The 20,900-nt window shown below is 57.6% G+C and carries 24 protein-coding genes; 9 read left to right on the top strand and 15 right to left on the bottom strand.

The features are described from left to right. Nucleotides 1-170: 170 nt before the first annotated feature. A complete protein-coding gene (locus LPW29_RS09800) occupies nt 171-1,151 on the top strand; it encodes a hypothetical protein (RefSeq protein ID WP_238627853.1) in 981 nt (326 codons plus the stop codon). A 102-nt stretch (nt 1,152-1,253) separates the two neighbouring features. On the opposite strand, the gene LPW29_RS09795 is transcribed toward LPW29_RS09800, so the two are convergent. After that, complete coding sequence (locus LPW29_RS09795) at nt 1,254-2,849, bottom strand: AAA family ATPase (RefSeq protein WP_238627852.1); 1,596 nt, start codon at nt 2,847-2,849, stop codon at nt 1,254-1,256. Nucleotides 2,850-3,023: 174 nt separating this feature from the next. Between LPW29_RS09795 and LPW29_RS09790 the strand changes: the two genes are divergently transcribed. The 4 genes from LPW29_RS09790 to LPW29_RS09775 all read left to right on the top strand — a co-directional run bounded on the left by LPW29_RS09790 (nt 3,024) and on the right by LPW29_RS09775 (nt 4,678). Continuing rightward, nucleotides 3,024-3,527, top strand: coding sequence for an antitoxin Xre/MbcA/ParS toxin-binding domain-containing protein (locus LPW29_RS09790; protein WP_238627851.1), 504 nt, complete (start codon nt 3,024-3,026; stop codon nt 3,525-3,527). After that, entirely contained in the window at nt 3,527-4,009 is a 483-nt protein-coding gene (locus tag LPW29_RS09785; RefSeq protein ID WP_238627850.1) for an RES family NAD+ phosphorylase, read from the top strand. Before LPW29_RS09790 ends, LPW29_RS09785 begins: the two co-directional genes overlap by 1 nt. A gap of 124 nt (nt 4,010-4,133) precedes the next feature. Then, nucleotides 4,134-4,403 carry a CopG family ribbon-helix-helix protein gene (locus LPW29_RS09780; RefSeq protein ID WP_238627849.1) on the top strand — a complete coding sequence of 90 codons (270 nt, stop codon included), beginning with the start codon at nt 4,134-4,136 and terminating at the stop codon, nt 4,401-4,403. After that, the gene (locus LPW29_RS09775; RefSeq protein ID WP_238627848.1) at nt 4,403-4,678 is read left to right on the top strand and encodes a type II toxin-antitoxin system RelE/ParE family toxin; all 276 of its coding nucleotides are present in this window, start codon (nt 4,403-4,405) and stop codon (nt 4,676-4,678) included. The genes LPW29_RS09780 and LPW29_RS09775 overlap by 1 nt, the downstream gene beginning before the upstream one ends. 22 nt (nt 4,679-4,700) lie before the next feature. On the opposite strand, the gene LPW29_RS09770 is transcribed toward LPW29_RS09775, so the two are convergent. Then, the gene (locus LPW29_RS09770) at nt 4,701-6,299 is read right to left on the bottom strand and encodes an ATP-binding protein (RefSeq protein ID WP_238627847.1); all 1,599 of its coding nucleotides are present in this window, start codon (nt 6,297-6,299) and stop codon (nt 4,701-4,703) included. Nucleotides 6,300-6,440: 141 nt separating this feature from the next. On the opposite strand from LPW29_RS09770, the gene LPW29_RS09765 reads away from it, so the two are divergent. Continuing rightward, complete coding sequence (locus LPW29_RS09765) at nt 6,441-6,674, top strand: type II toxin-antitoxin system Phd/YefM family antitoxin (RefSeq protein WP_238627846.1); 234 nt, start codon at nt 6,441-6,443, stop codon at nt 6,672-6,674. Nucleotides 6,675-6,867: 193 nt separating this feature from the next. Continuing rightward, nucleotides 6,868-7,134, top strand: coding sequence for a hypothetical protein (locus tag LPW29_RS09760; protein ID WP_238627845.1), 267 nt, complete (start codon nt 6,868-6,870; stop codon nt 7,132-7,134). Between the two features lie 19 nt (nt 7,135-7,153). Here LPW29_RS09760 and LPW29_RS09755 read toward each other — a convergent pair whose 3' ends face one another. The 3 genes from LPW29_RS09755 to LPW29_RS09745 form a co-directional block, all read right to left on the bottom strand. Then, nucleotides 7,154-7,594 (bottom strand): type II toxin-antitoxin system VapC family toxin, encoded by a 441-nt coding sequence (locus tag LPW29_RS09755; RefSeq protein WP_238627844.1) that lies wholly within the window; start codon nt 7,592-7,594, stop codon nt 7,154-7,156. Beyond that, entirely contained in the window at nt 7,584-7,805 is a 222-nt protein-coding gene (locus LPW29_RS09750) for a DUF2281 domain-containing protein (protein ID WP_238627843.1), read from the bottom strand. The genes LPW29_RS09755 and LPW29_RS09750 overlap by 11 nt, the downstream gene beginning before the upstream one ends. 96 nt (nt 7,806-7,901) lie before the next feature. Beyond that, entirely contained in the window at nt 7,902-8,621 is a 720-nt protein-coding gene (locus LPW29_RS09745) for an ElyC/SanA/YdcF family protein (RefSeq protein ID WP_274520324.1), read from the bottom strand. 3 nt (nt 8,622-8,624) lie between these two features. Between LPW29_RS09745 and LPW29_RS09740 the strand changes: the two genes are divergently transcribed. Together LPW29_RS09740 and nadS are read left to right on the top strand one after the other, a co-directional pair. Beyond that, the gene (locus LPW29_RS09740; RefSeq protein ID WP_238627842.1) at nt 8,625-9,227 is read left to right on the top strand and encodes a hypothetical protein; all 603 of its coding nucleotides are present in this window, start codon (nt 8,625-8,627) and stop codon (nt 9,225-9,227) included. A 114-nt stretch (nt 9,228-9,341) separates the two neighbouring features. Further along, nucleotides 9,342-9,641: a NadS family protein gene (nadS, locus tag LPW29_RS09735; RefSeq protein ID WP_238627841.1), complete on the top strand. Its 300-nt coding sequence runs from the start codon at nt 9,342-9,344 to the stop codon at nt 9,639-9,641. Nucleotides 9,642-9,695: 54 nt separating this feature from the next. Here nadS and LPW29_RS09730 read toward each other — a convergent pair whose 3' ends face one another. The 10 genes from LPW29_RS09730 to gmd all read right to left on the bottom strand — a co-directional run bounded on the left by LPW29_RS09730 (nt 9,696) and on the right by gmd (nt 20,898). Next, entirely contained in the window at nt 9,696-10,787 is a 1,092-nt protein-coding gene (locus LPW29_RS09730) for a HigA family addiction module antitoxin (protein ID WP_238627840.1), read from the bottom strand. 130 nt (nt 10,788-10,917) lie between these two features. Next, the gene (locus LPW29_RS09725) at nt 10,918-12,060 is read right to left on the bottom strand and encodes a DegT/DnrJ/EryC1/StrS family aminotransferase (RefSeq protein WP_238627839.1); all 1,143 of its coding nucleotides are present in this window, start codon (nt 12,058-12,060) and stop codon (nt 10,918-10,920) included. Next, a complete protein-coding gene (locus tag LPW29_RS09720; RefSeq protein WP_238627838.1) occupies nt 12,061-12,699 on the bottom strand; it encodes a sugar transferase in 639 nt (212 codons plus the stop codon). It abuts the gene before it with no gap. Nucleotides 12,700-12,781: 82 nt separating this feature from the next. Continuing rightward, nucleotides 12,782-13,405, bottom strand: a complete 624-nt coding sequence (locus tag LPW29_RS09715; RefSeq protein ID WP_238627837.1) for a GNAT family N-acetyltransferase — start codon at nt 13,403-13,405, stop codon at nt 12,782-12,784. Nucleotides 13,406-13,536: 131 nt separating this feature from the next. After that, nucleotides 13,537-14,751 carry a glycosyltransferase family 4 protein gene (locus LPW29_RS09710; RefSeq protein WP_238627836.1) on the bottom strand — a complete coding sequence of 405 codons (1,215 nt, stop codon included), beginning with the start codon at nt 14,749-14,751 and terminating at the stop codon, nt 13,537-13,539. Between the two features lie 556 nt (nt 14,752-15,307). Then, nucleotides 15,308-16,222, bottom strand: coding sequence for a glycosyltransferase family 2 protein (locus tag LPW29_RS09705; RefSeq protein ID WP_238627835.1), 915 nt, complete (start codon nt 16,220-16,222; stop codon nt 15,308-15,310). A 206-nt stretch (nt 16,223-16,428) separates the two neighbouring features. Next, complete coding sequence (locus LPW29_RS09700; RefSeq protein WP_238627834.1) at nt 16,429-17,895, bottom strand: hypothetical protein; 1,467 nt, start codon at nt 17,893-17,895, stop codon at nt 16,429-16,431. Between the two features lie 7 nt (nt 17,896-17,902). After that, nucleotides 17,903-18,790 (bottom strand): glycosyltransferase family 2 protein, encoded by an 888-nt coding sequence (locus LPW29_RS09695; protein WP_238627833.1) that lies wholly within the window; start codon nt 18,788-18,790, stop codon nt 17,903-17,905. A 4-nt stretch (nt 18,791-18,794) separates the two neighbouring features. Beyond that, nucleotides 18,795-19,775 (bottom strand): GDP-L-fucose synthase, encoded by a 981-nt coding sequence (gene fcl, locus LPW29_RS09690; RefSeq protein WP_238627832.1) that lies wholly within the window; start codon nt 19,773-19,775, stop codon nt 18,795-18,797. Next, nucleotides 19,768-20,898 carry a GDP-mannose 4,6-dehydratase gene (gmd, locus tag LPW29_RS09685; RefSeq protein ID WP_238627831.1) on the bottom strand — a complete coding sequence of 377 codons (1,131 nt, stop codon included), beginning with the start codon at nt 20,896-20,898 and terminating at the stop codon, nt 19,768-19,770. Before gmd ends, fcl begins: the two co-directional genes overlap by 8 nt. Between the last annotated feature and the right edge of the window lie 2 nt (nt 20,899-20,900).

Here is a 20,900-nt window from a genome sequence, read left to right as displayed (position 1 = left end):
CGCAGTCGGTTGCCATGCTTGCCGAGCACCGCTTCCCTGATTTCGCCATTGCATATGGAGACATTGATGCATCGCAGGGTCGTCGAGCCCAGGATTATATCCGGGAACATCTAGGTGAAAAAGTCCCTCTCCCCATCTTGACCGACGCCCAGCGCCTCCTCGAAAAAATCATGCGTAAACAGGGAGGTATCGAGAGGCTGGAGAAATTCACCCGTGTGTACAGGCCCTCCGGAGATGCCACATCGCAATTACTGAAGGGGCTCGTGGCTCATAACCAATGGGAGTTGGCCCGGGAGTGGTTCCTGGCGCACCTCCAGGAATTCCCCCCTGGGTCCGCGCGGGCTACGGAAGCCTGCATCGAATGGTTCGAGGCGACAGCAGACCTGAAGGACATGTTTGCAATGGCCTGCACATCCCCATCAGGCCCGCAATTGGAGCCCGAAGACATCCTGAAATCCCTAGCCGATGCAGCGGTAGACAGCACTCGTGAGGGGGCTTACTGGGGTACGCAAGTGATCCAGAACCTGGAGGGGGCACACTCACTCAAGGCCCTCTTGGTCAGAACACTTCTGGAGGGATCATCCCGTGACCATAGCAAGCGGCGAGCCTTGGAGCCTGGGGCCCTTCAACAGGCCCTGATAATGGTTTTTGGTAGCGATGAGGGTGAGCGCCTGCTGGCCCGGTTCGAAGAGCAAAAGCGCACTTCCCTGGATTCACTGAACGCTCTCAAGGATACCATGGCCTCCATCACTGAAGAGGCCGACGAGGTGAAGGGGGGTACTGATGAAGAAGAATCCGAAGGGGATGAGAGCATCCTTCCCGTCTTTGCCCAGAGTCTTTACCGCGCATGGACTTCGGTCAAAGAATTGACCAATGAGAAGGCCTGTTCCCTGGGGGGGGCTGTGGTCTCGGTTACTCGGCGCCTCTTGTTCAGTGAATGCGCCTCCCGACATCTCGCATTGACGGACACTGCCTGGGACTGGATCGAAAAAGAGCAGGATGTGGACATTCTGATGGTGCTCCTGACGCTTGTGCTCATCAGCAGCCACGAACTGCACTTCTGTACGGCCAGGGCATGCGTCATGAACAGCAAACACCGTTGCCAGATCGTGGTCAGCGCCTTGGCAGAGCTATCCCGAACCGAAAGTTGACTGCGCACCGCACTGGGTAGCCGGCAATGACATCGGTAGCATGCTCGTCGGCGTGTATGGCCAGGCCTGCACCCGGAAAAAGGTGTCTGTCCCCTTTACGCCTTATGCGCCCCAGACCCCGAGCACCCTGCCGGCATCGGCGCGCTCCATCTCCCAGATCCGCGCCTCCCAGCTCACGGTGGGGTCGCGGTTGAAGATCACCAGGTGGGCCTCATCCGCACCCACCTGATCCGCATAGGCTACCGTCTGGGCAAGGCCGGTTTCCACGACTGTCTCCAGGGCGCCCCGCTGCAGCTTCAACTCAACCACGATCCGCTGCATCGGCCCGTTAAAGCCCAGGGCCGAGTCCGTTGGCCATTCGATGAACAGATCCGTGCGCTTGCGGCCCAGCCCGTATTCCCGGCTGATGCGGCCGCCACCATTCACGATCCGCTGCAAGAACGCCTGCATCAGCAACTGCGGGCCGGCCTCCTTGTAGTCGAACCGCTCCATCCAGCTGTCGGCATGTTCCCGAAAGAATTGCTGAAAGCCCCTGAGAAGGCGCGGCATGTCCAGGCGATGGTCCTCGGTGAGATACCACGCCTGCTGTTCCACCATGGTCTCCTGGGTCACCCAGGTCAGCTCGCGGGGGATCACCTCCCGGTAGATCTGATTACTGATGCGCAGCACCGGCCGGCGCTCGATCAGGCCTAGATCCTCCACATACTGAAGATCATCCATCGGCAAGTGCAGCGCACTCTCCTCGCTGGCCAGCAGGGCACTGACCACACGACACACCCTTGGCTCACGCAGCTTATCCGTGAGTTGATCCAGATGGGTGGCCCGCGACTGGATCAACGCCTCCCGGGCCGCCCGGTAATCCTCCAGCGACAGGGCACGACGGCGATCCCGGGCCGGTCTGAAGCGCCAGGTGAGCTCATAGCCCAGGGCATTCACCAGCCAGGGCTGGCCGCGGGTGTCTTCCCATAGCTCGGGAAAGATGGCCGGATCAAACACCTGGCCCGTCTCATCCGTGTGCTGCTGCCAGAGGGTGCGACACTCCGCCTCAGTGAAGTTGCCCATGCGCAGGGATTCAGCCTTGATGTTGAAGGCACTGCCCCCGGTGATCACCTGGGCCCCCTCCTGATGCATGCGATAGTCCCGCACATCACGCACCCCGCACAGCACGATGCTCTGCGGAAAGGCCCCCGGGCGCTGGGGGTAACCGGAACGGATCTGCCGCAGCAGGGAGATCAACGTATCGCCCACCAGGGCATCCACCTCGTCCAGGAACAACACCGTGGGAAGGGTGCTCTGGGAAGCCCAGCGCGACAACAGACTGGTCAGCGAATGCTCCGACGAGATCTCACGACGATTGGCCTGATACCAGGCCTTGATCTGGTCATTCCCAAGCTGCCGTTCCAGAGCATCCACCAACACATCGCAGACCGTGCGTACTCCCTTTTCAACCTCCCCCCGCGCCGCCTGAGCCGCCTCAATATTGGCATAGGCACAGGCGTAACGGCCCTGGGCATTCAAGGCTTCCATCATGGTGAGCAAGGTGGTGGTCTTGCCCGTCTGACGCGGGGCATGCAGCACGAAATAGCGCTTTTGCTCGATCAGCGCCTGCAACTCCTCCCAGTCGATGCGACTGAGCGGATCAATGGCATAGTGATCAGCGGGAACTGTGGGGCCGGCGTTGTTGAAGAATCGTGGCATGGGGTCAGTATAAGCGGGTTAAAGGGCGGTAAAAGGGGACAGACACCTTTTCCTTTGGTAAAAGGGGACAGACACCTTTTCCTTTGGGAAAAGGTGTCTGTCCCCTTTTACCGCCCTTTAACCGAAAACCTCAAAGTGATGCTAAGCTTACCTCATATTGATGTGAGGTGAGCCATGGTCACTCAGACAGAGAAAGAAGAAGGTTGCGTCAGCGTCGCTGGCCGGAAGGTGAGGGCCTACCGCCCATCATTGGCTGCCCCTTGTGAGGTGGTCAGAAACAATCTGGGGAAAATTCCGGAAGAGGTATTCTCCAGTCGCAAAATGTTTATCGATGTCTCTCGCAAGGGCATTCCCGGTGATTGGGTTAAAAGTGTGGTGGAGGCCACGGGCCTGCGAGAAGCCTTTCTGGGAATTCTGAACATCGACTCAGGCAACCTTAGCCGCGTATACCGAAGAAAAGCCCTATCCAAAGAAGCATCTGAGGAAGTGCTGGATGCCGTCCGGTTGCTTCGCCAGGCAGCAGGGGTCTGGGAGTCGTATGACCTCGCGATGCAGTGGTTCAAAAGTTCGGTACCGGCTCTGGGCGACGAGCGCCCAATTAATCTGATCGACACCTTCGAGGGGCGTCGCTGGATCTCGCAGGTGCTGAACAAGATCGAGCACGGGGATTTCAGCTGATGCGGATTTTCCGCATCACGAAGGAAAAATACCTGGAGGTCTACACCGGGCTGGGTGGCAGCTACAAAGACGGAGCCCGCTGGAATCGCCCGGGTACGCCGGTGCTGTATTTTGCATTGTCGGCGCCGGTCGCCATGCTGGAGATGGCGAATTACACCGTCACCCCGAGAATGGTGCCTCCATCTTATCGCCTTGGTGTGTACGAGATTCCGGACGATGCACCCATCGATTATTTGGAGCAGGAACACTGGCCTGAAGATTGGGCCCGGTTTCCTCATCCCGAATCCACGCAGAGGCTCGGCGATGACTGGCTGGCAGAGGGAACAGGCTTCGGCTTGATCGTCCCGAGCTGCGCTGTGCCTGCAGGCCTCGGTGAAATCATGGTGGTCAATCCGCGCCATGAGTCGGCCAGGCAGATAAAGCTTGTTGAAACGAGAACAGATATTTTCAATCCCAGAGCGTTTCCAGGTCTTGGCGATTAGCGGGAAAAGGAGTCGGAAAAGGGGTCTGTCCCCTTTTCAGGACCCCTTTTTACAGCCGCTTGAGTAAATCATAATTAATCGTTAAGATTCAAAACAGATCACTGCCTCCACAATGGGAAACACCATGCCTAAAGCGGAAACTCGCGTGCTGACGGCGCACGTGCCTGTAGCCCTCGCTGAGAAGGTTGACCTGTTGGCCGACCGCCTTGAACGTTCGCGCGGCTGGATTATCAAACAGGCGCTGTCGAACTGGGTCACTCAGGAGGAAGAACGCGACCGGCTGACGCAGGAGGCGTTGGCCGATGTGGATGCCGGGCGGGTCATTGACCACCAGGCCGTGCAGGCGTGGGCGGACAGCCTGAGCACTGAAGAGCAGTTGCCAGTGCCGCGCTGATGGAATTGAAATGGACCAGCAAGGCGCTTTCCGACCTGGCGCGGTTGTATGAATTCTTGGCCCCGGTGAACACACTGGCTGCCGCACGGGTGGTGCAGGGGCTTACCAAGGCCCCGACCATCCTGCTCACCAACCCGCGTATGGGCGAGCAGCTGTTTCAGTTCGATCCGCGTGAGGTGCGGCGGATCAGGGTTGGAGAGTACGAGGTCCGCTACGAGATTCAAGGTTCGATCATCTACGTGCTGCGCCTGTGGCACTGCAGGGAAGATCGATAACAAAAGGGGTCTGTCCCCTTTTTTAGGCCCCCCACACCCTGATCAACCGCCCGACTTCGATTCGCTCCATCTCCCAGATCCGCGCATCCCAGCTTGCGGCGGGGTCGCGGTTGAAGATGACCAGGTGGGCCTCATCGGCACCCACTTGATCGGCATAGGCTGCTGTTTGGGCAAGGCCGGTTTCCACGACTGTCTCCAGGGTGCCTCGCTGCAGCTTCAACTCAACCACGATCCGCTGCATCGGCCCGTTAAAGCCCAGGGCCGAGTCCGTTGGCCATTCGATGAACAGATCCGTGCGCTTGCGGCCCAGCCCGTATTCCCGGCTGATGCGGCCGCCACCATTCACGATTCGCTGCAAGAACGCCTGCATCAGCAACTGCGGGCCGGCCTCCTTGTAGTCGAACCGCTCGATCCAGCTATCCGCCTGCTCACGGAAGAATTGCTGGAAGGCGCGCAGTAATTTGGGCGTATCCAGCCGCCCATCCGGCGTGATGTACCACTGCTGCTCCTGGTTGGGGATGCGAGTCTGCATGATCCAGGTCAGGTCCCGCGGGATCACCTCCCGGTAGATCCGATTACTGATGCGCACCTGCGGGTGGGTTTCGATCAGGCCCAGATCCGCCACATACTGCTGATCATCCGGCTGAATGCCGTGGAGATCCTCCTCCTGCCCGGAGAGCAGGGCATTCATCACCGCATGCACCCTCGGCTCACGCAGCTTGTCCGTGAGCTGATCCAGATGCGTGGCCCGCGACTGGATCAACGCCTCCCGGGCCGCCCGGTAATCCTCCAGCGACAGGGCACGACTGCGGTCCCGGGCCGGTCTGAAGCGCCAGGTGAGCTCATACCCCAGGGCATTCACCAGCCAGGGCTGGCCGCGGGTGTCCTCCCATAGCTCCGGGAAAATGGCCGGATCGAACACCTGCCCCGTCTCATCCGTATGCTGCTGCCAGAGGGTGCGACATTCCGCCTCAGTGAAGTTGCCCATGCGCAGGGATTCGGCCTTGATGTTGAAGGCACTGCCCCCGGTGATCACCTGGGCCCCCTCCTGATGCATGCGATAGTCCCGCACATCACGCACCCCGCACAGCACGATGCTCTGCGGAAAGGCCCCCGGGCGCTGGGGGTAACCGGCACGGATCTGCCGCAGCAGGGAGATCAGCGTATCGCCCACCAGGGCATCCACCTCGTCCAGGAACAACACCGTGGGCAGATCACTGTCCACAGCCCAGGCCTCCAGCAACCGGGCAAGCAGGTCCTGGGCACTGGTATCCCGGTGCGCAGTCAGCCATCGATCCGGCCCCTCATTGCCCAGATAAAGCGCAATGGAGCGACCGATGGCACTGCAAGCGGCCCGGATGCCCATCGTGGAATCCCCCCGCGCCGCCTGAGCCGCCTCGATATTGGCATAGGCACAGGCGTAACGGCCCTGGGCATTCAGGGCCGCCATCATGGTGAGCAAGGTGGTGGTCTTGCCCGTCTGACGCGGGGCATGCAGCACGAAATAGCGCTTTTGCTCGATCAGCGCCTGCAACTCCTCCCAGTCAATGCGACTGAGCGGATCAATGGCATAGTGATCAGTCGGAACAGTGGGACCGGCGTTGTTGAAGAATCGTGGCATGGGGTCAGTATAAGCGGGTTAAAGGGCGGTAAAAGGGGACAGACACCTTTTCCCCAAGGAAAAGGTGTCTGTCCCCTTTTACCGCCCATGCTGCCAAGCTAGACTTAGCTAACATTGTCTTTCGGGTAATCAGGTGAAGCCATGCAGGTCAACATGCACGAAGCAAAATCGAGGCTATCGCAACTGGCCGACCTTGCTCAGAAGGGGGAGACGGTCATCATAGCGAAGGCGGGCAAGCCCTGCGTGGAATTGCGACCCTATCATCAGGCAGTGACGGTGCGTAAACCAGGCCGCCTGGCCGGATCAATCAGGATGAGCGATGATTTCGAGGATACGCCGGCAGAGGTGATCAGCGCATTCGAGGGCGGGGGATGAAACGTTTACTGCTGGACACACATGTTCTGCTGTGGTGGCTGGCGGATCATCCTCGTTTAGGGCCCCACACACGCGCTCACCTGGCAGAGGGTGGCAATCAGATTTACGTCAGTGCGGTGAGCGGTTGGGAGATAGGAGTGAATTCAAACAAGGGGTGGGCGAAGCCAAACCCCACCTCGTGGAGGCGTTAACCATGTCACTGGCGCAAGAATGGATGGATCGTGGCGAAGCCAAGGGGCTCCAAAAAGGTATTCAGCAAGGCATTCAGCAAGGTTTCCTGAAGGGCGAGGCCAATACGCTGCTGCGCCAGATTGAACGGAAGTTTGGCGCCCAGGCCAAGGCCCATCATGAAAAGCAAGTGGAGCAGGCCAGCGAGGCCGAGCTGGAGCAGTGGCTAGACCGGATTCTGACGGCCGAAAACGTGGGTCAAGTCTTCGGGGACGACTCGTCTCGACAGTGAGAAAAGGTGTCTGTCCCCTTTAAACCAGAGTTTCTATCCTGATGTACTTTTCAAACCGCTTGAAATCTTTCACGTTATGCGTGAGCAAGGCAGGGATTCCAGCGGCCATCATGGTGGCAACAATGTTGGCATCGTGAATCTGTTTGCCACCTATGGGCAATTCGGCCATGAGGGTTAGCAGATGCTCTGATACCAAGCTTGTATCGTCGGCGACTTCAAAGTGATCCATGAAGTAGCGCAATCGCTGCACGATAATTTCAGGAGTAGCGGCTTGAGCGAAAGGCTGGGAGCGTGATCGCACGGCGGCGAACTCCCTCAATACTTGTCGGCTTATCCATAGGGGCCGTCCCTGATGATGAGCATTTCCCAGCTTGGCCAGTGCCTGCGAGTGAATTGGTGCTTCTGCAATATTGGCATAGACCAGCACATTGGTATCAATAAAAAGCGCGTTATCGTCCATCGTCGCCGTAGAGATCGTCGCGGCTCAGACCTAAATCCTCCGGCCAGTGATCAATGTGGTCCACCGGGAAATCCTGCAGCGTCTCTGTTGTTTGGCGTCTGCCATAACCACGACTGCGTAAAAAATCAATGAAGTCCTCCACTTCCCCAATACGCTCCGGGGGAAGTTGCTGAAGCTTGTCGATCAGGGTTTTTGTCTTCTGAATATGCATGGCGGGCTCCCCCTGCTAACTCAGTCTGTTTTTTCTCCAAGCCATACTATCCACCCACGCGCGACTGCTTGTCCAGGCCAAAAGGTGTCTGTCCCCTTAATGATCCCATTCCAGGGCCACCAGGCCCATGTATTCGTACAACGCCCGCTCCGTCTTGCGCAAATGCTGGGCGGAAGGCAGCCAGAAGGCCAGCATCGAACCGGAACGGTTGCCGGTCTTGAAACGGGTAGGGGCCGGAATCGGCTCCAGCCCCGCCCGCTGAAAATGCCGCACCGATCGGGGCATGTGCGAAGCTGAAGTCACCAGCAGAAAACGCTCCCCCGGCGCCAGCACATCCCGCACGGCATACGCCTCCTGGGCGGTATCCACCGGCGTATCCAGCATCACGACACGAGACGCCGCCACCCCCAACTCCCTGGCCGCCTGAGCATACCCCCACGCCACCGGCGCCTGGGTAGGATCCCGACTGGCCCCGCTCACCAGCAACCGGGCATCCGGCAAGGCCTGCACCAGGCGCACCCCCTCCAGCAGACGCTGCGCCGAACTCTCGTTCAATCGTATGGATGCCGGCCCCCGGCCATCCGGATTCCATCCACCCCCCAGCACCACCACAGCCGCCACCGCCTCCAGCGAAGCCGGATCGGTTATCGGTGGATAGCGGGATTCCAGAGGTGACAGCAGCCCCTCAGCCACCGGCCCCCAGGATGCAACCAGCAGCCCCACCAGCGCGCCGATGACAAGGATGCGGCCCGCCAGATACCGACCCGTCCACCATAACAACCCACCCAGCAGACCCAGCAAGGCCGCCAGGGGCAAAGCATGATGAAGGCAGCGATGAGAGGTTTGATCATATCCATGGAAAAAGGTGTCCGTCCCCTTTATATGCCCAGTCATCCCCTGCTCCGAGCGGGGCTGGCTGCGCTGGCCTGGGCCTTTGTCGAGGGCCTGAAGCCGGAAAAACTGGCCCAACTGCTACGGGACCTCCCCGACAACCACCCGCTCACCCAGCAGATCTTGCTTTACATCGTGCGGGTGCACAAAATCACCGAAAGTGAATTCAAACAAGGGGTGGGCGAAGCCAAACCCCACCTCGTGGAGGCGTTGACCATGTCACTGGCGCAAGAATGGATGGATCGTGGCGAAGCCAAGGGGCTCCAAAAAGGTATTCAGCAAGGCATTCAGCAGGGTATTCAGCAGGGTATTCAGCAGGGTATGCAGCAAGGCATTGAGCAAGGTTTCCTGAAGGGTGAGGCCAATACGCTGCTGCGCCTGATTGAACGGAAGTTTGGCGCCCAGGCCAAGGCCCATCATGAAAAGCAAGTGGAGCAGGCCAGCGAGGCCGAGCTGGAGCAGTGGCTAGATCGGATTCTGACCGCCGAAAACGTGGGCCAAGTTTTCGGGGACGACTCGTCTCGTCAGTGAGAAAAGGTGTCTGTCCCCTTTAAACCCTTCCGCGCACAGATCAGCGAAACCGGAAACCATGCCTACAACCGCTCAAGCGGTTTAGGGATGGTAGTTCATGGGAGAAGTCTCCGAATGAGCATCTTCGACGAACTCCAGGAATCACTGCAGGAAGCGGTTGATATCAAGCAGGGCAAGGCCAAAGCCAGCCGTGTAACAGGCCATGAGGTGGCGGACGTGAAGGCGATCCGGGCCAAGCTGCACGTTTCTCAGATAGAATTTGCCGAGGCCATGGGCACCAGTGTTGACACAATCAAGAGCTGGGAAGCCAAATGCCGTAACCCCACCGGTCTGGCTGCCAAGGTACTGGCAACGATCCAGGACAACCCAGCCTTCTTCAAGGAGCTCGCCTCCCACGGGGCCAGACTGCGGTGAAGTAGACCCCATCGTCAAGACAGGAAAAAGGTGTCTGTCCCCTTTATGCCGGGCTCATTCGTGATCCCACTGGAAACGCTGCTTCAGGCCATTCCCCCACTCCCAGCCCACGACTCCCTCGTGCTGTAAGCGGCCCACGACAATGCCAGGGGCGACACCCAACTGATCCGCAAAGCCACGTACTTGCGCCAATGCAGGTTGGCCCGAATCCACAAAGCTCTGCCACTCACGGGGCGGAATGAGCATATCGGCCGCGAAGCGGTTAGCCTCATTCTCCTTTTGCTCATCCAGCCCGTTGCCGCCCTCGACGAACACCGCACGCTTGCCGTGCAAAAGGACATGGCCAGCCTCGTGGAAGAAGGAAAACCAGAGTTGATCGTCACTGCGATACCGCAATGAGAGTTGGATCAGGGCTTTGGCTGGAGTTAACCAGCGGGTGGCCCCGCTTATCCGCGTTCCGGGGAGCGAGGGGACAAACTCCACGGCCACCCCCACCGCTGCGCAGCGTTCCTCAAGCTGTGGTTGAAAGACCTCCGGGGATTCCCGAGTGAGCCCGCGGATATCCTTCAAAAGGTTACGAAATGCCGTCGCATCATAAAGAGCGCAAGCCTTGGCGTGCCCTTGCCGCTCCCCCTGCCTTAACCAGGCCGAAACCGCTTCGGCCTCGGCTTTGAATCGCTGTGATTGCCGATATGCCACCTGATGGTGTTCCCACACCTCGGCCCACTGGCAGGAAGAATGCACCCCAAAGAACTGCAGCAGCGCATGCAACTGGGCCCGTCTGTCCTTTTGGCGCGATACCCAGCCAAGCTCTTGCATCCTTTTTATAGGAAAGCGCTTCAGCCACTCCAGTTGTTCACGCTCCCTCTCAGCTGCGCGCGCCCTGGCCAGGAACTCCTGATGTTCAGCTTCCAGCTGGTTCCAGAAATGGGCAGGTCGCCCCAGTACAGGTTCCAGTCTCAGAGCGGTATCCTGAGTCAAAGCGGCCTTTCCCTGAATGATCTGGTTGACGGTTTTCGCAGCCAATCCTGTCCGCTGAGCCAGTTCTGCCTGAGTCATGCTTGCGGATTCCAGGTACTCCTCCAGGATCTCGCCGGGGGGGACCGAGTAATCGGGCATGAAATTCACCTCTTGCACTTCAACCATGAGTATCCTCCACCGCAAGCACAAGAATCGCAGTCACCCCTGGCCAGTCCAGCCCGCCGTCCTGCTTGCGAGGCAGCGGTTCGTGGTGAGGGCAGGGGAAAAGGTGTCCGTCCCCTTTACCTTCTTTACCTCAAATCCCTTTCATCACCCTCACCACCGCCGCCATATCCCGATCCCCCAGGGTGTGATCCACCAGAAACATCAGGCTGGTCTCTCCCAGTTCCCGGGCCACCGGCAATCGCTCGGGGGGCCTGGCGTCATAGCCGTCGAAAGCCTTTTCCCGATACATCTCGCTGCACCCACCCTGCAGACAACTCACGCCCTGCGCCTGGCACTCACTCACCACACGATCCCGGTCCCAGCCCGATGGCAAGGCCTCAGGGCGCACAAAGGCATAGAACTTGTAGCAGGCATGCCCCACCTCGGGCGGTGGTACCGGCACCCGAAGCCAGGGGATGTCCCGTAACCCCTCCTGCAGGATAGCCACATTGGCCCGCCGTCGCGCCAACCAGTCCGGCAGCTTTTTCAACTGCACCCGACCAATGGCCGACTGCATCTCCGTGAGCCGCCAATTGGTGCCAAACGAATGGTGCAGCCAACGAAACCCCGGCGGGTGATCGGTGTGGTACACCGCATCCCAGTCCTTGCCGTGATCCTTGTAACTCCAGGCCCGACGCCAGGCCTTTTCATCCTGCAGCAACAACATGCCCCCCTCACCACCGGTGGACATGATCTTGTCGGTACAAAAGGAAAAGGCCGCCGCATCCCCCAGGCTCCCCACAGGACGCCCCCGCCAAGTGGCCCCATGCGCCTGAGCGCAATCCTCGATCAGCCACAGCCCATGGGCATCGGCCAATGCCCGCAGGCCATCCATGTCACAGGGCCAGCCGGCCAGGTGAACGGCCAGGATCGCGCGGGTGCGGGGCGAAAGCACCGCCTGCACCGATTCGGGCGTGATATTGCCCGACGCACGATCCACATCCGCAAACACGGGGCGTGCGCCGCGCATCACGATGCTCGAAGCCGACGCCATGAAACTGCGCGGACTCACCACCACTTCATCCCCAGGCCCCACGCCCAGGGCATGGAGCGCCAGTTCCAGCGCCAGCGTGCCATTGGCCAGGGCCACGCCGTAGGGTGCCCCGTGGAAGGCGGCGAACTCCCGCTCAAAGGCACGGCCTTCCTCACCGTTCCAGTAATTCACGCGACCCGACTGCAGCACCTGCTGCACGGCATCCCTCTCATCCTGTTCAAATCGTGGCCAGGCAGACACTCAAGCGCCCCTCGTTCCCATTACTGTTTGCCAGATGTACTGAAGATCCTTGAAGAAGGACCACTGCTGCACATATTCCCGGTTCAATCGTACTTTATCGGGGAAGATCACCTCCCGGTTATAGCGCTCGGGATCATCCACCCCGGCCAGCAAGGTTTCCTCATCCCGATACTTGAGCGTGGCCGGCCCGGTGATACCAGGGCGTACGCTCAGAACCAGCCGATCATCCCCCACCAGGGCATCGGCAAACCCCGGCACATCCGGCCGTGGCCCCACAAAGCTCATGTGACCGAGCAGCACATTGATCAACTGGGGCAACTCATCCAGCTTCAAGCGTCGCAGCACCCGCCCCAGCCGTGTGATGCGGGCATCGCCCGCCGTGGTCACGGTGGTGCTCAGAGAGGGATCCACTCGCATGGTCCGCAACTTGATCACCCGGAACAGCCGCCCATCCCGACCCACCCGCTGCTGGGTGAAAAAGCCATTGGCGCGGGTGTCCAGCGTGGCCGCCAGCCACGCCAGGGCGATCAGCCAAAAGGTGAGGGCGAGGCCCAATGCCGCGCCCAAAACGTCAAAGCCGCGCTTGAGCGCGGCCTGGGTGGGGGAGAGGCCCCCGGGGGCAGTTTGTAGGTGTGTCATTGAATGTTCAGTTGCAGTGATCGGCCACTCAGTGGTCCAGTTACAGGGCCAACACGGCCCCATGTATTCGGAGAGCGCGCGCTCAAACATCCAGTCTGGGTGGTTCCAGACTGCCGGGCGGGAATTCGATCATGAGATAGTCGTTGGGAAGTTCGCCAACCACGCGATACGGGCTCACCGCCTCATGGGACTTCAATGAGGCGGCATTGTGACGGCTGATGGTGGACCGGGCACGCAAACCGGCCATCGAAGCCTGCCAATACAGGAAACCTACAAGGAAACGCCCCAAGCCTCGACCTGTGTGACCAGGTACCACCATCAGTCCAATGAAGGCAGACCCCGTTGGCGAAAGCTTCAACAAGGCATAAGCCACTAAGTCATCATCAATAAACAGCCCATAGGTCATGAAGGCCCGGGAGCGCAGCACTCGCTCCAGCTCGGAAAGATCGAACCCATGAGGCCGAAAAAAACGCAGATGCGACTCAGGCATCCGCCCCAGAAAATCCGCCAGAGATGCCGCATCCCCTTCTCCCAATGGTCGCATAAGAGCAACCTGATCACCCACAGACCCATCGACACGCGCAACTGCCAGCGCCCGTGACCGACTCCGCCCAAACCGTGTGCCAGTCACCGCCCGGGCCAGCGCCTCGACACCGCGGAACACGCTGGGGAAACGCTGCTTGATCAGATAGGCGAGGCGTTCCATTTAATCTCCTCCCACATCCCGATGTACCCTACCAGAGCATCCACGCAGCCGACTGGATACAAACCGGGCGGCCGATAGGACGTCCGCACATGGAAAGGGCGCTCTGCCGCGATATCCTGGTCCTCGGGCGATCATGACCGAGGCTCCTTCACCGCCGAGACCAAAACCTGCTCCAGCTCCTGGGCCAGCAGGTCACGAGAGAACCGCTCCTCGGCCAAGACTCTCGCCCTTTCGCCCGCTTGAGCAATGCGCTCTCTGTCACCGGCATACTCCTGCAAAGTTCTGGCTGCGAGCTTTGGGTCTCTGTCGAGACGGATGCCGGCGCCGGATGACTCGAGTAGCTCCTGGTGCCAGCCTCCGTAGTTCACGGCCATACTGCACCCAGCCGCCAAACCATCGAAGAACTTGTTGGCCGAGTTCGCCTCCATTTCGGGCAACGGAATGAACAATGACGTGGCGATATCCGTGGCCGCAAGGACTTCCGCCATTTCCAGCTTCGTTACCTTGGGTAAGAGCGTCAGTCTGCGGCCTAGTAATCTCATTTCGGAAGCCAGCACCTCCACCTTTTGCCTCTCCTGCCCAGCGCCGACCAGCAGGAAGTGGAAACGCTCGTCATCCAGTAGTTCGTGAGCCACCCGCGCCAGGTAGTCCACACCGTTAATGCGCCCGAACGTCCCCCCGTAAGTTACCAGGATCGAATCCTGAGGGATGCCATGTTGCTCGCGAAAGGCCCTGCCACGTGAAGGATCCGGCCGGAAATGCGCCAAATCACAACTGTTCGGGATCATCGCGATTCGCTCAGCTGGGAAGCCCGCTCGCTCCACCCCCTCCTGCATGCCCGGAGAGAGCGCCACAATGGAGCGTGCGTTACGGTAGGCATACCTTTCGAGCCATTGAGCACCCCAACGAAGGACGGGGTTTCGCAGCGCCCCCATGGCGATGGGCAACTCAGGCCAGAGATCGCGCACCTCGAACACCATGGGCACTTTGCGACGACGTGACGCGTAGACGCCGGGCAGAGCAATCGTCAATGGCGTGCTCGTGGCGAAGATGACGTCCGAAGGGATAGAGGCGGCTTTTCGGGCACTACCAAGCGCAAAGCGGGAAAATGCACGGATGCGATCACCATAGGACATGTGGTTGGAGTAGGGCACTGGCAACCAATGCACCCGGATGCCGGACTCATCTGTCTCGAACCAGCCCTTTCTGCCATCTTCCTCACGCCACGAGGTGATTATGTTGGCTTCATGGCCCATGGAAACCAAGCGCCGCGCCATTTCGTAGGAGCGGGTGCCGCCGGACATTTCGGGAGTGTTGAAGTACTGGTGTAGATAGGTGATGCGCACGATGGCCTCAATTTCCCTTGGTCGGATTACTCAATTGCTGAACAATACACGTGGCCGCACTGCCATCGCCATAAGGTTGCCCCTGCCCCCGACGCGGCCCAATGCGCTGCGGATCTCAAGCGCAATATCTGCTACACTCGGTGGAGCGAGCGTGGTCCACCCCATCTCCACCAACTCCACCCACTCCGTCTCATCGCGCAGCGCCAGTAAGCGCCAACAAACCGACAGGGGGCCCGCCCATCGGCTGTGACGCCACCAAGTGAAACCGCAGTACCAGGGCAGCGCTGTTCCGCTGCGAGCGCCCCCCAAGCTATTGCTTAAACTCGTGCCCTTTCTGCCTTGACAATGGGGTCCACTTTAGGGAACCTCTATTAATTCGATTTTCCGGAATTTTCACCAAATAAAATCAATGGCTTACTGGCGGCGGCAAGCAATTAATTGAGGTTCCCTTTAGATGCCTTAATTGGGCAAGTCCGGATCTGTGGGAGCCCCGGGTGGGCAATCATCCACGGCCACCCGGCCGTCTGTGGAGCCCACAAATATTCATTCTCAACTTCTAAAAGTTGTTACGCTCTTTGCGTGAAATCCCGTGTCTGCGGACAAAGCCAACGACTTCCTGTACCGTTACCCGTTGATATATCGGCCATAACAAACCGTTTAAGTGAGCTTCACGAACCACGCGGAGGAAAACCGAAGGTCCTTGCTGTAAAGCACGGTAGAGAAAACCGCCGGCGTGCATACGGCTAGAAATAGCTAGAGCGTCAAGGTTGCGGTTAAGCCGGCCTAGAGTTTCCATTCTTTTCAACAATACGTCGACATCCTCACTAACGGTTAGGCTTCCCTCACGCCGAAAGATCCGGTAAACCTTCTTTGGTGCCACACGTACATTCGTTGCCTGCACTGCCGCCAACACATTGAATGCCACATCATTGCTTAACGGTATTTCCTCGAATTTCACAGCAATTTTTTTAATAAAAAAATGTGAGTAGACTTTTGCTATGGGGTTCACATGGCCAAGCTTCAGCCTTTCAAGTCTTTCCTCGGTCGGTTCGACGAAATAGGCCTGACAAAGCTCGTTCATCCGAACCGCTCGGTTCGACGGTGAGCCGTCGACTTCTTGTACCGCATCAGCAAGAAAGTAAACGACTTCGTCACCGGCTCGAACATGCTCATCGAAAAAATCAAACGCCCCTGGAAGAAACTCGTCGTCGGAATCAGCGAACACGAGGTACTCTCCCTGGGCGTGAGCGAGGCCTACATTGCGTGCAGCTCCGGCTCCACTGTTTTGGGGTGTGAATAACCAGCTTACCCCAGGCCAACGCGCCTTTGCTAAGGCAAGCGTCGATTGGTCCGGGCTACAATCATCGACCACAATGACTTCGACGTCATCTCGGCTAATGGGCACTGTCCGCAATAACCGCTCCAGCCGCCATGGATCGCCAAAGTGCGGAATAACCAACGAATACTTCATGCTATTAACCCGGCGACCATTCATATCCGTCGCATTCCGGTAAGTTGCTGATTTTGCGAAAAGTAGACACGAAATCAAGTGATTTGTTTGATTGCCGCGTTAATATTGACTCCGCACCTCGCCTAAATCCAAAAAGACTCATAATAGACCCAATATATACGAGGCTTCCAGTAATCATCAAATTCATGATGCCCCGACAGCTTTTCTCACAGCGAGGGAGCAACAGACTGACGAATTTTGCTTTCGAATACAGCATTGGCTCCCAGATTCTCCGCGCTAAATAAAAAAACAACCAAAACCGAAAAGAAAAACCAAGTAAATGTAGGACTTGACAAGATTGGCCCTCCTACCATCTCAACTGCAATAATCGAAACAGTATAAGCATAAAATGCCACTATCTCTGAATCATCACGCCCTCGCTTCATCGTTTTAATTTTTTTCCAGCCGAACACAAGAAACCAAAAAATCAAAAGAAGAAGTGCAATTGCGGCCGGGTATCCAACATGGTACGCATAATGGGCAATCGAGTTATGAGCCGCTCGCTGAAATTCTCTACCTCTTGATTGAGCTACGGGTTCATCCCCACCAAAATTAGGGCTAATTAGTGGATATTCTAGCCCGCCTAGGAAATAAGCAGACCATATCGCGAAGCGCCCAGCAGACACATCTGCTCCAGTTCCAAATTCGATTTGTTCGGCCAAACCAATAAGTTGCAAAAAACTGATCTCGGAGGCCTGTTCATTAGATAATTCTATTTTATAAAATCGCTCAGCGAATGTACTGTAGAAGTTGGCTTTAAAATCACCATAGCTAAACAAGGCAACAGACAAAAAAGAAAACAGTGAAGCCGCGACCATAAATCGCAAGACGCTTTTCTTGCTTATCGACACAGCAACCAACACTACCACTAATACACCAACAAAAGCTGAAAGAATCACAGGCTTGTTAGTGATTCTGATAGCGAGCGCAGTTAGAGACAACAAAAAAACAATAATATAAAAAAGAGAAGCTTTTCCGGTCAATAATCTACTTAGCGAATAAATCAACGCAAATGCCGTAAAGTACAACCCAAACCAAAGGTCTGATGAATTATTGCTGTAAACTAAAAAACTCGGCAGCCAAGGCAAATATTTGAAAAATTCTAACACAACAATTGACGCGTAAAACACCCCTACCAGGCTCGCAAATAAAATAACATACTGCCGACAGCTGTAAACTTCTCTCCGATATGAATAAAACAATAATGCAAGCAGGAGAAAAAAGTTAACTCTAACGAAAACAAGAATGTTGTCGTTACCTAAAAATAACCCCACGAAAGCGGAAGACACTATGCCCACTATAAATATAAAGGCAAGGGCATTCATGCCTCTACTCGGCGCCACCCCAAAGTAAATTCCTTTTTTGGGGAATTGAGAAAGGCTGCCCAAAAAAAACACCCCAAACAAAACCAATCCGGAGATGAAGTAAATTTCTGCCGGTGTTGTGGTCAACCCCCCAGCCTGAACAGCTGGGAACACGCCAAGGGTTTTGGCATGGTGGGGGTGGGGAGAAACCAAAAGCTCAAACGCAGCCAAAGCGGTGCCCGTTGTGAAAAATATCTTGAATACGTCTTTGGGTCTGACGTGGCGGATTTGTAGGCCGTTTGACTTTTGTTTTTCTGCTGCAGTTTTCATTATATATTCAGATGCTGTCCGTGGTTTTTTGCACGCTCTTTCTTCGCCACATATAATGCTTGAAGGGTAGGCTAAAATATGGCAACAAGAAAAATACTGGCCACAGCCTGCCCCCGTATCTTTTGAAATATTCTTTTCTTTGCGCTAGCGGCTGTTCTTTTACCCCTAGCAGCCGTCTATATCTTTCACCAATCGATATTCCTTGCTCACTTGAGCTAGCTTCAACTTCATTCCTATTGCAAACTCCGATACATCCAGGGGCCATCACCACAGAGCCACCATGAGCACGGAGCTTCAACCCGTAATCATAATCTGCACCAGTATGGATAAAATATTCTGACAGAAACCCAACGCAATCTAGTGCTTCTTTTGATATCAAACATGCATTCATGTTCGTAGTATCCGCCAGTGCATACCTCTCGGCCGGTGGTTTTGCTTGTTTAAACCGAAGCGGATGCAAGCGTGAACTCCGGATCACGCCACCGTAACTTATATCCCCTTTGTTATCCATGAAACTTCCCACCACCACATGCGCCCCGCTGCCACCATCACCCAAATATGTATTGCTGGCCTTCAGTAAGCGGGCTATGGTGTCAAAATTCAGCTTCACGTCGTCGTTATAGACCAATAAATAGTCGAACGACTTACCGTTCACCGACTCATTCCACCCGTAACGCATACCCCCTGCCCAGAACAGGCCGCCGTCACCATGAATGATCTCCACTTCCGGGAACGCTTCTCTGACCGCCTCGCTGGTGCCATCAGTGCTGCCATCTTCCACGATGGTGTGCCCAATAGTCACACCCTCCGGCAACTCCTGAGCATGGAGGTCCGCCAGCGCCTGTAAGGTCTTCTCACGTCGGTTATGGCATGTCGCCAGGGTTTCTATGCGCATGGGTTTACTGCCTCGTTTCAGCCTTTTGAGCCTTTTGTGTCTTGTACCAATCGTACGTCTCACTCAATCCCTGCTCCAACCCAACTTTAGCCCCCCAGTCCATTCCTTCAAGCCGCCCCACATCCAACAACTTCCTCGGCGCCCCATCCGGCCGACTGGCATCAAAGGTCAACCGCCCCTCAAACCCCACCACCCGCTGGATGGTCTCCGCCAGCTCCCGAATGGTGCAGTCCCCCCCCGTCCCCACGTTGATATGCGAGCACATGGGCTTCACCTGCGCCTGCCAGGTCTCCCGGGGCAGGGTCATCACGTGCACCGAGGCCGCCGCCATGTCGTCCACATGCAGGAATTCCCGCCGTGGTGTCCCGCTGCCCCAGATCACCACCACCTCGTCACCGCGTTCCTTCGCCTCATGGAAGCGCCGGATCAGCGCCGGGATCACATGGCTGTTCTCGGGGTGGAAGTTGTCGTGGGGGCCGTAGAGGTTGGTGGGCATCACGCTGCGGTAGTCGGTGCCGTGCTGGCGATTGTAGCTCTCGCACAGTTTGATTCCGGCGATCTTGGCGATGGCGTAGGGCTCGTTGGTCGGCTCCAGAGGGCCGGTCAGCAGCGCCTCCTCGGCCATGGGCTGTGCCGCGTCGCGGGGGTAGATGCACGACGAGCCGAGGAAGAGCAGCCTCTCCACCCCGGCCTGGAAGGCGGCGTGGATGGCGTTGCTCTCGATGACCAGGTTGTCGTGGATGAAGTCGGCCGGGTAGGTGTTGTTGGCGTGGATACCGCCCACTTTGGCAGCGGCGAGGTAGACTTGGTCGATGCGCTGCTCCTGGAAGAAGGCGTGCACGGCCTGCTGGTCCAGGAGATCCAGTTCATCGCGGGTGCGGATGATGATCGCGGTATGCCCCAGCGCCTCCAGCCGACGAATGATCGCTCGGCCCACCATGCCGCGATGGCCTGCTACGAAGATTCTGGGTTGCGGGTCAGCCATGATGGTTCTCCACCGCTACGGGGATTTCCAGGCCATGGGTTTTCAGTAGGGCGCTGCGTCGGGCGGCATTGAGGTCTTCAGCGATCATCTCGGCACACAGGGTTTCCAGGGTGGTTTCGGGAACCCAGCCGAGCTTTTCGCGCGCCTTCGTCGGATCGCCAAGGAGCGTTTCTACTTCGGCCGGGCGGAAGTAGCGTGAGTCGACACGGGCAATGACGTCACTCGGCTTCACGGCGGGCGCGGCCTCTTGATCGGTGACCGACTCCACCACGGCGATTTCATTGATGCCTTCACCCTCGTAACTCAGGTGAATGCCCAGCGCTGCCGCGCTCATCGTGAGGAAGTCGCGTACCGACACCTGTCGGCCGGTGGCAATGACGAAGTCTTCGGGATGATCTTGCTGGAGCATCATCCACTGCATGCGCACGTAGTCGCGGGCATGGCCCCAGTCCCGCAGGGCATTCAGGTTGCCGAGGAAGAGGCACGACTCCAGCCCCTGGGCGATGTTCGCCAGGCCACGGGTGATCTTGCGGGTGACGAAGGTCTCGCCCCGCCGGGGGGATTCGTGATTGAAGAGGATGCCGTTGCAAGCGTACATGCCATACGCCTCGCGGTAGTTCACGGTGATCCAGTAGGAATAGAGCTTGGCCACGGCATAAGGACTCCGCGGATAGAAGGGGGTGGTCTCGCTTTGCGGTGTTTCCTGCACGAGTCCGTAGAGTTCCGAGGTGCTGGCCTGGTAGAAGCGCACCTTCTTTTCCATGCCCAGCAGGCGGATGGCCTCCAGCAACCGGAGGGTGCCAAGGGCGTCCACATCGGCGGTGTACTCGGGGGACTCGAAACTCACCGCCACATGGCTCTGCGCCGCCAGGTTGTAGACCTCGTGGGGCTGAACCTCCTGGAGTATCCGGGTTAGGTTGGAGCTGTCCGAAAGGTCGCCATAATGGAGCACGAAGCGTTGGTGCTCCACATGAGGGTCCTGGTAGACGTGGTCGATGCGCTGTGTGTTGAAGGAGGAAGCGCGGCGTTTGATGCCGTGGACTTCGTAGCCCTTTTCCAGCAGGAATTCGGCGAGGTAGGAGCCGTCCTGGCCGGTGATGCCGGTGATGAGTGCTTTTTTCATCG

It is taken from the genome of Ectothiorhodospira sp. 9100, assembly GCF_022227565.1.
Classification (GTDB): domain Bacteria; phylum Pseudomonadota; class Gammaproteobacteria; order Ectothiorhodospirales; family Ectothiorhodospiraceae; genus Ectothiorhodospira; species Ectothiorhodospira marina.
The sequence above is the reverse complement of the archived record's forward strand: the minus strand, read 5'-3'. Positions and strand labels throughout refer to the sequence as shown.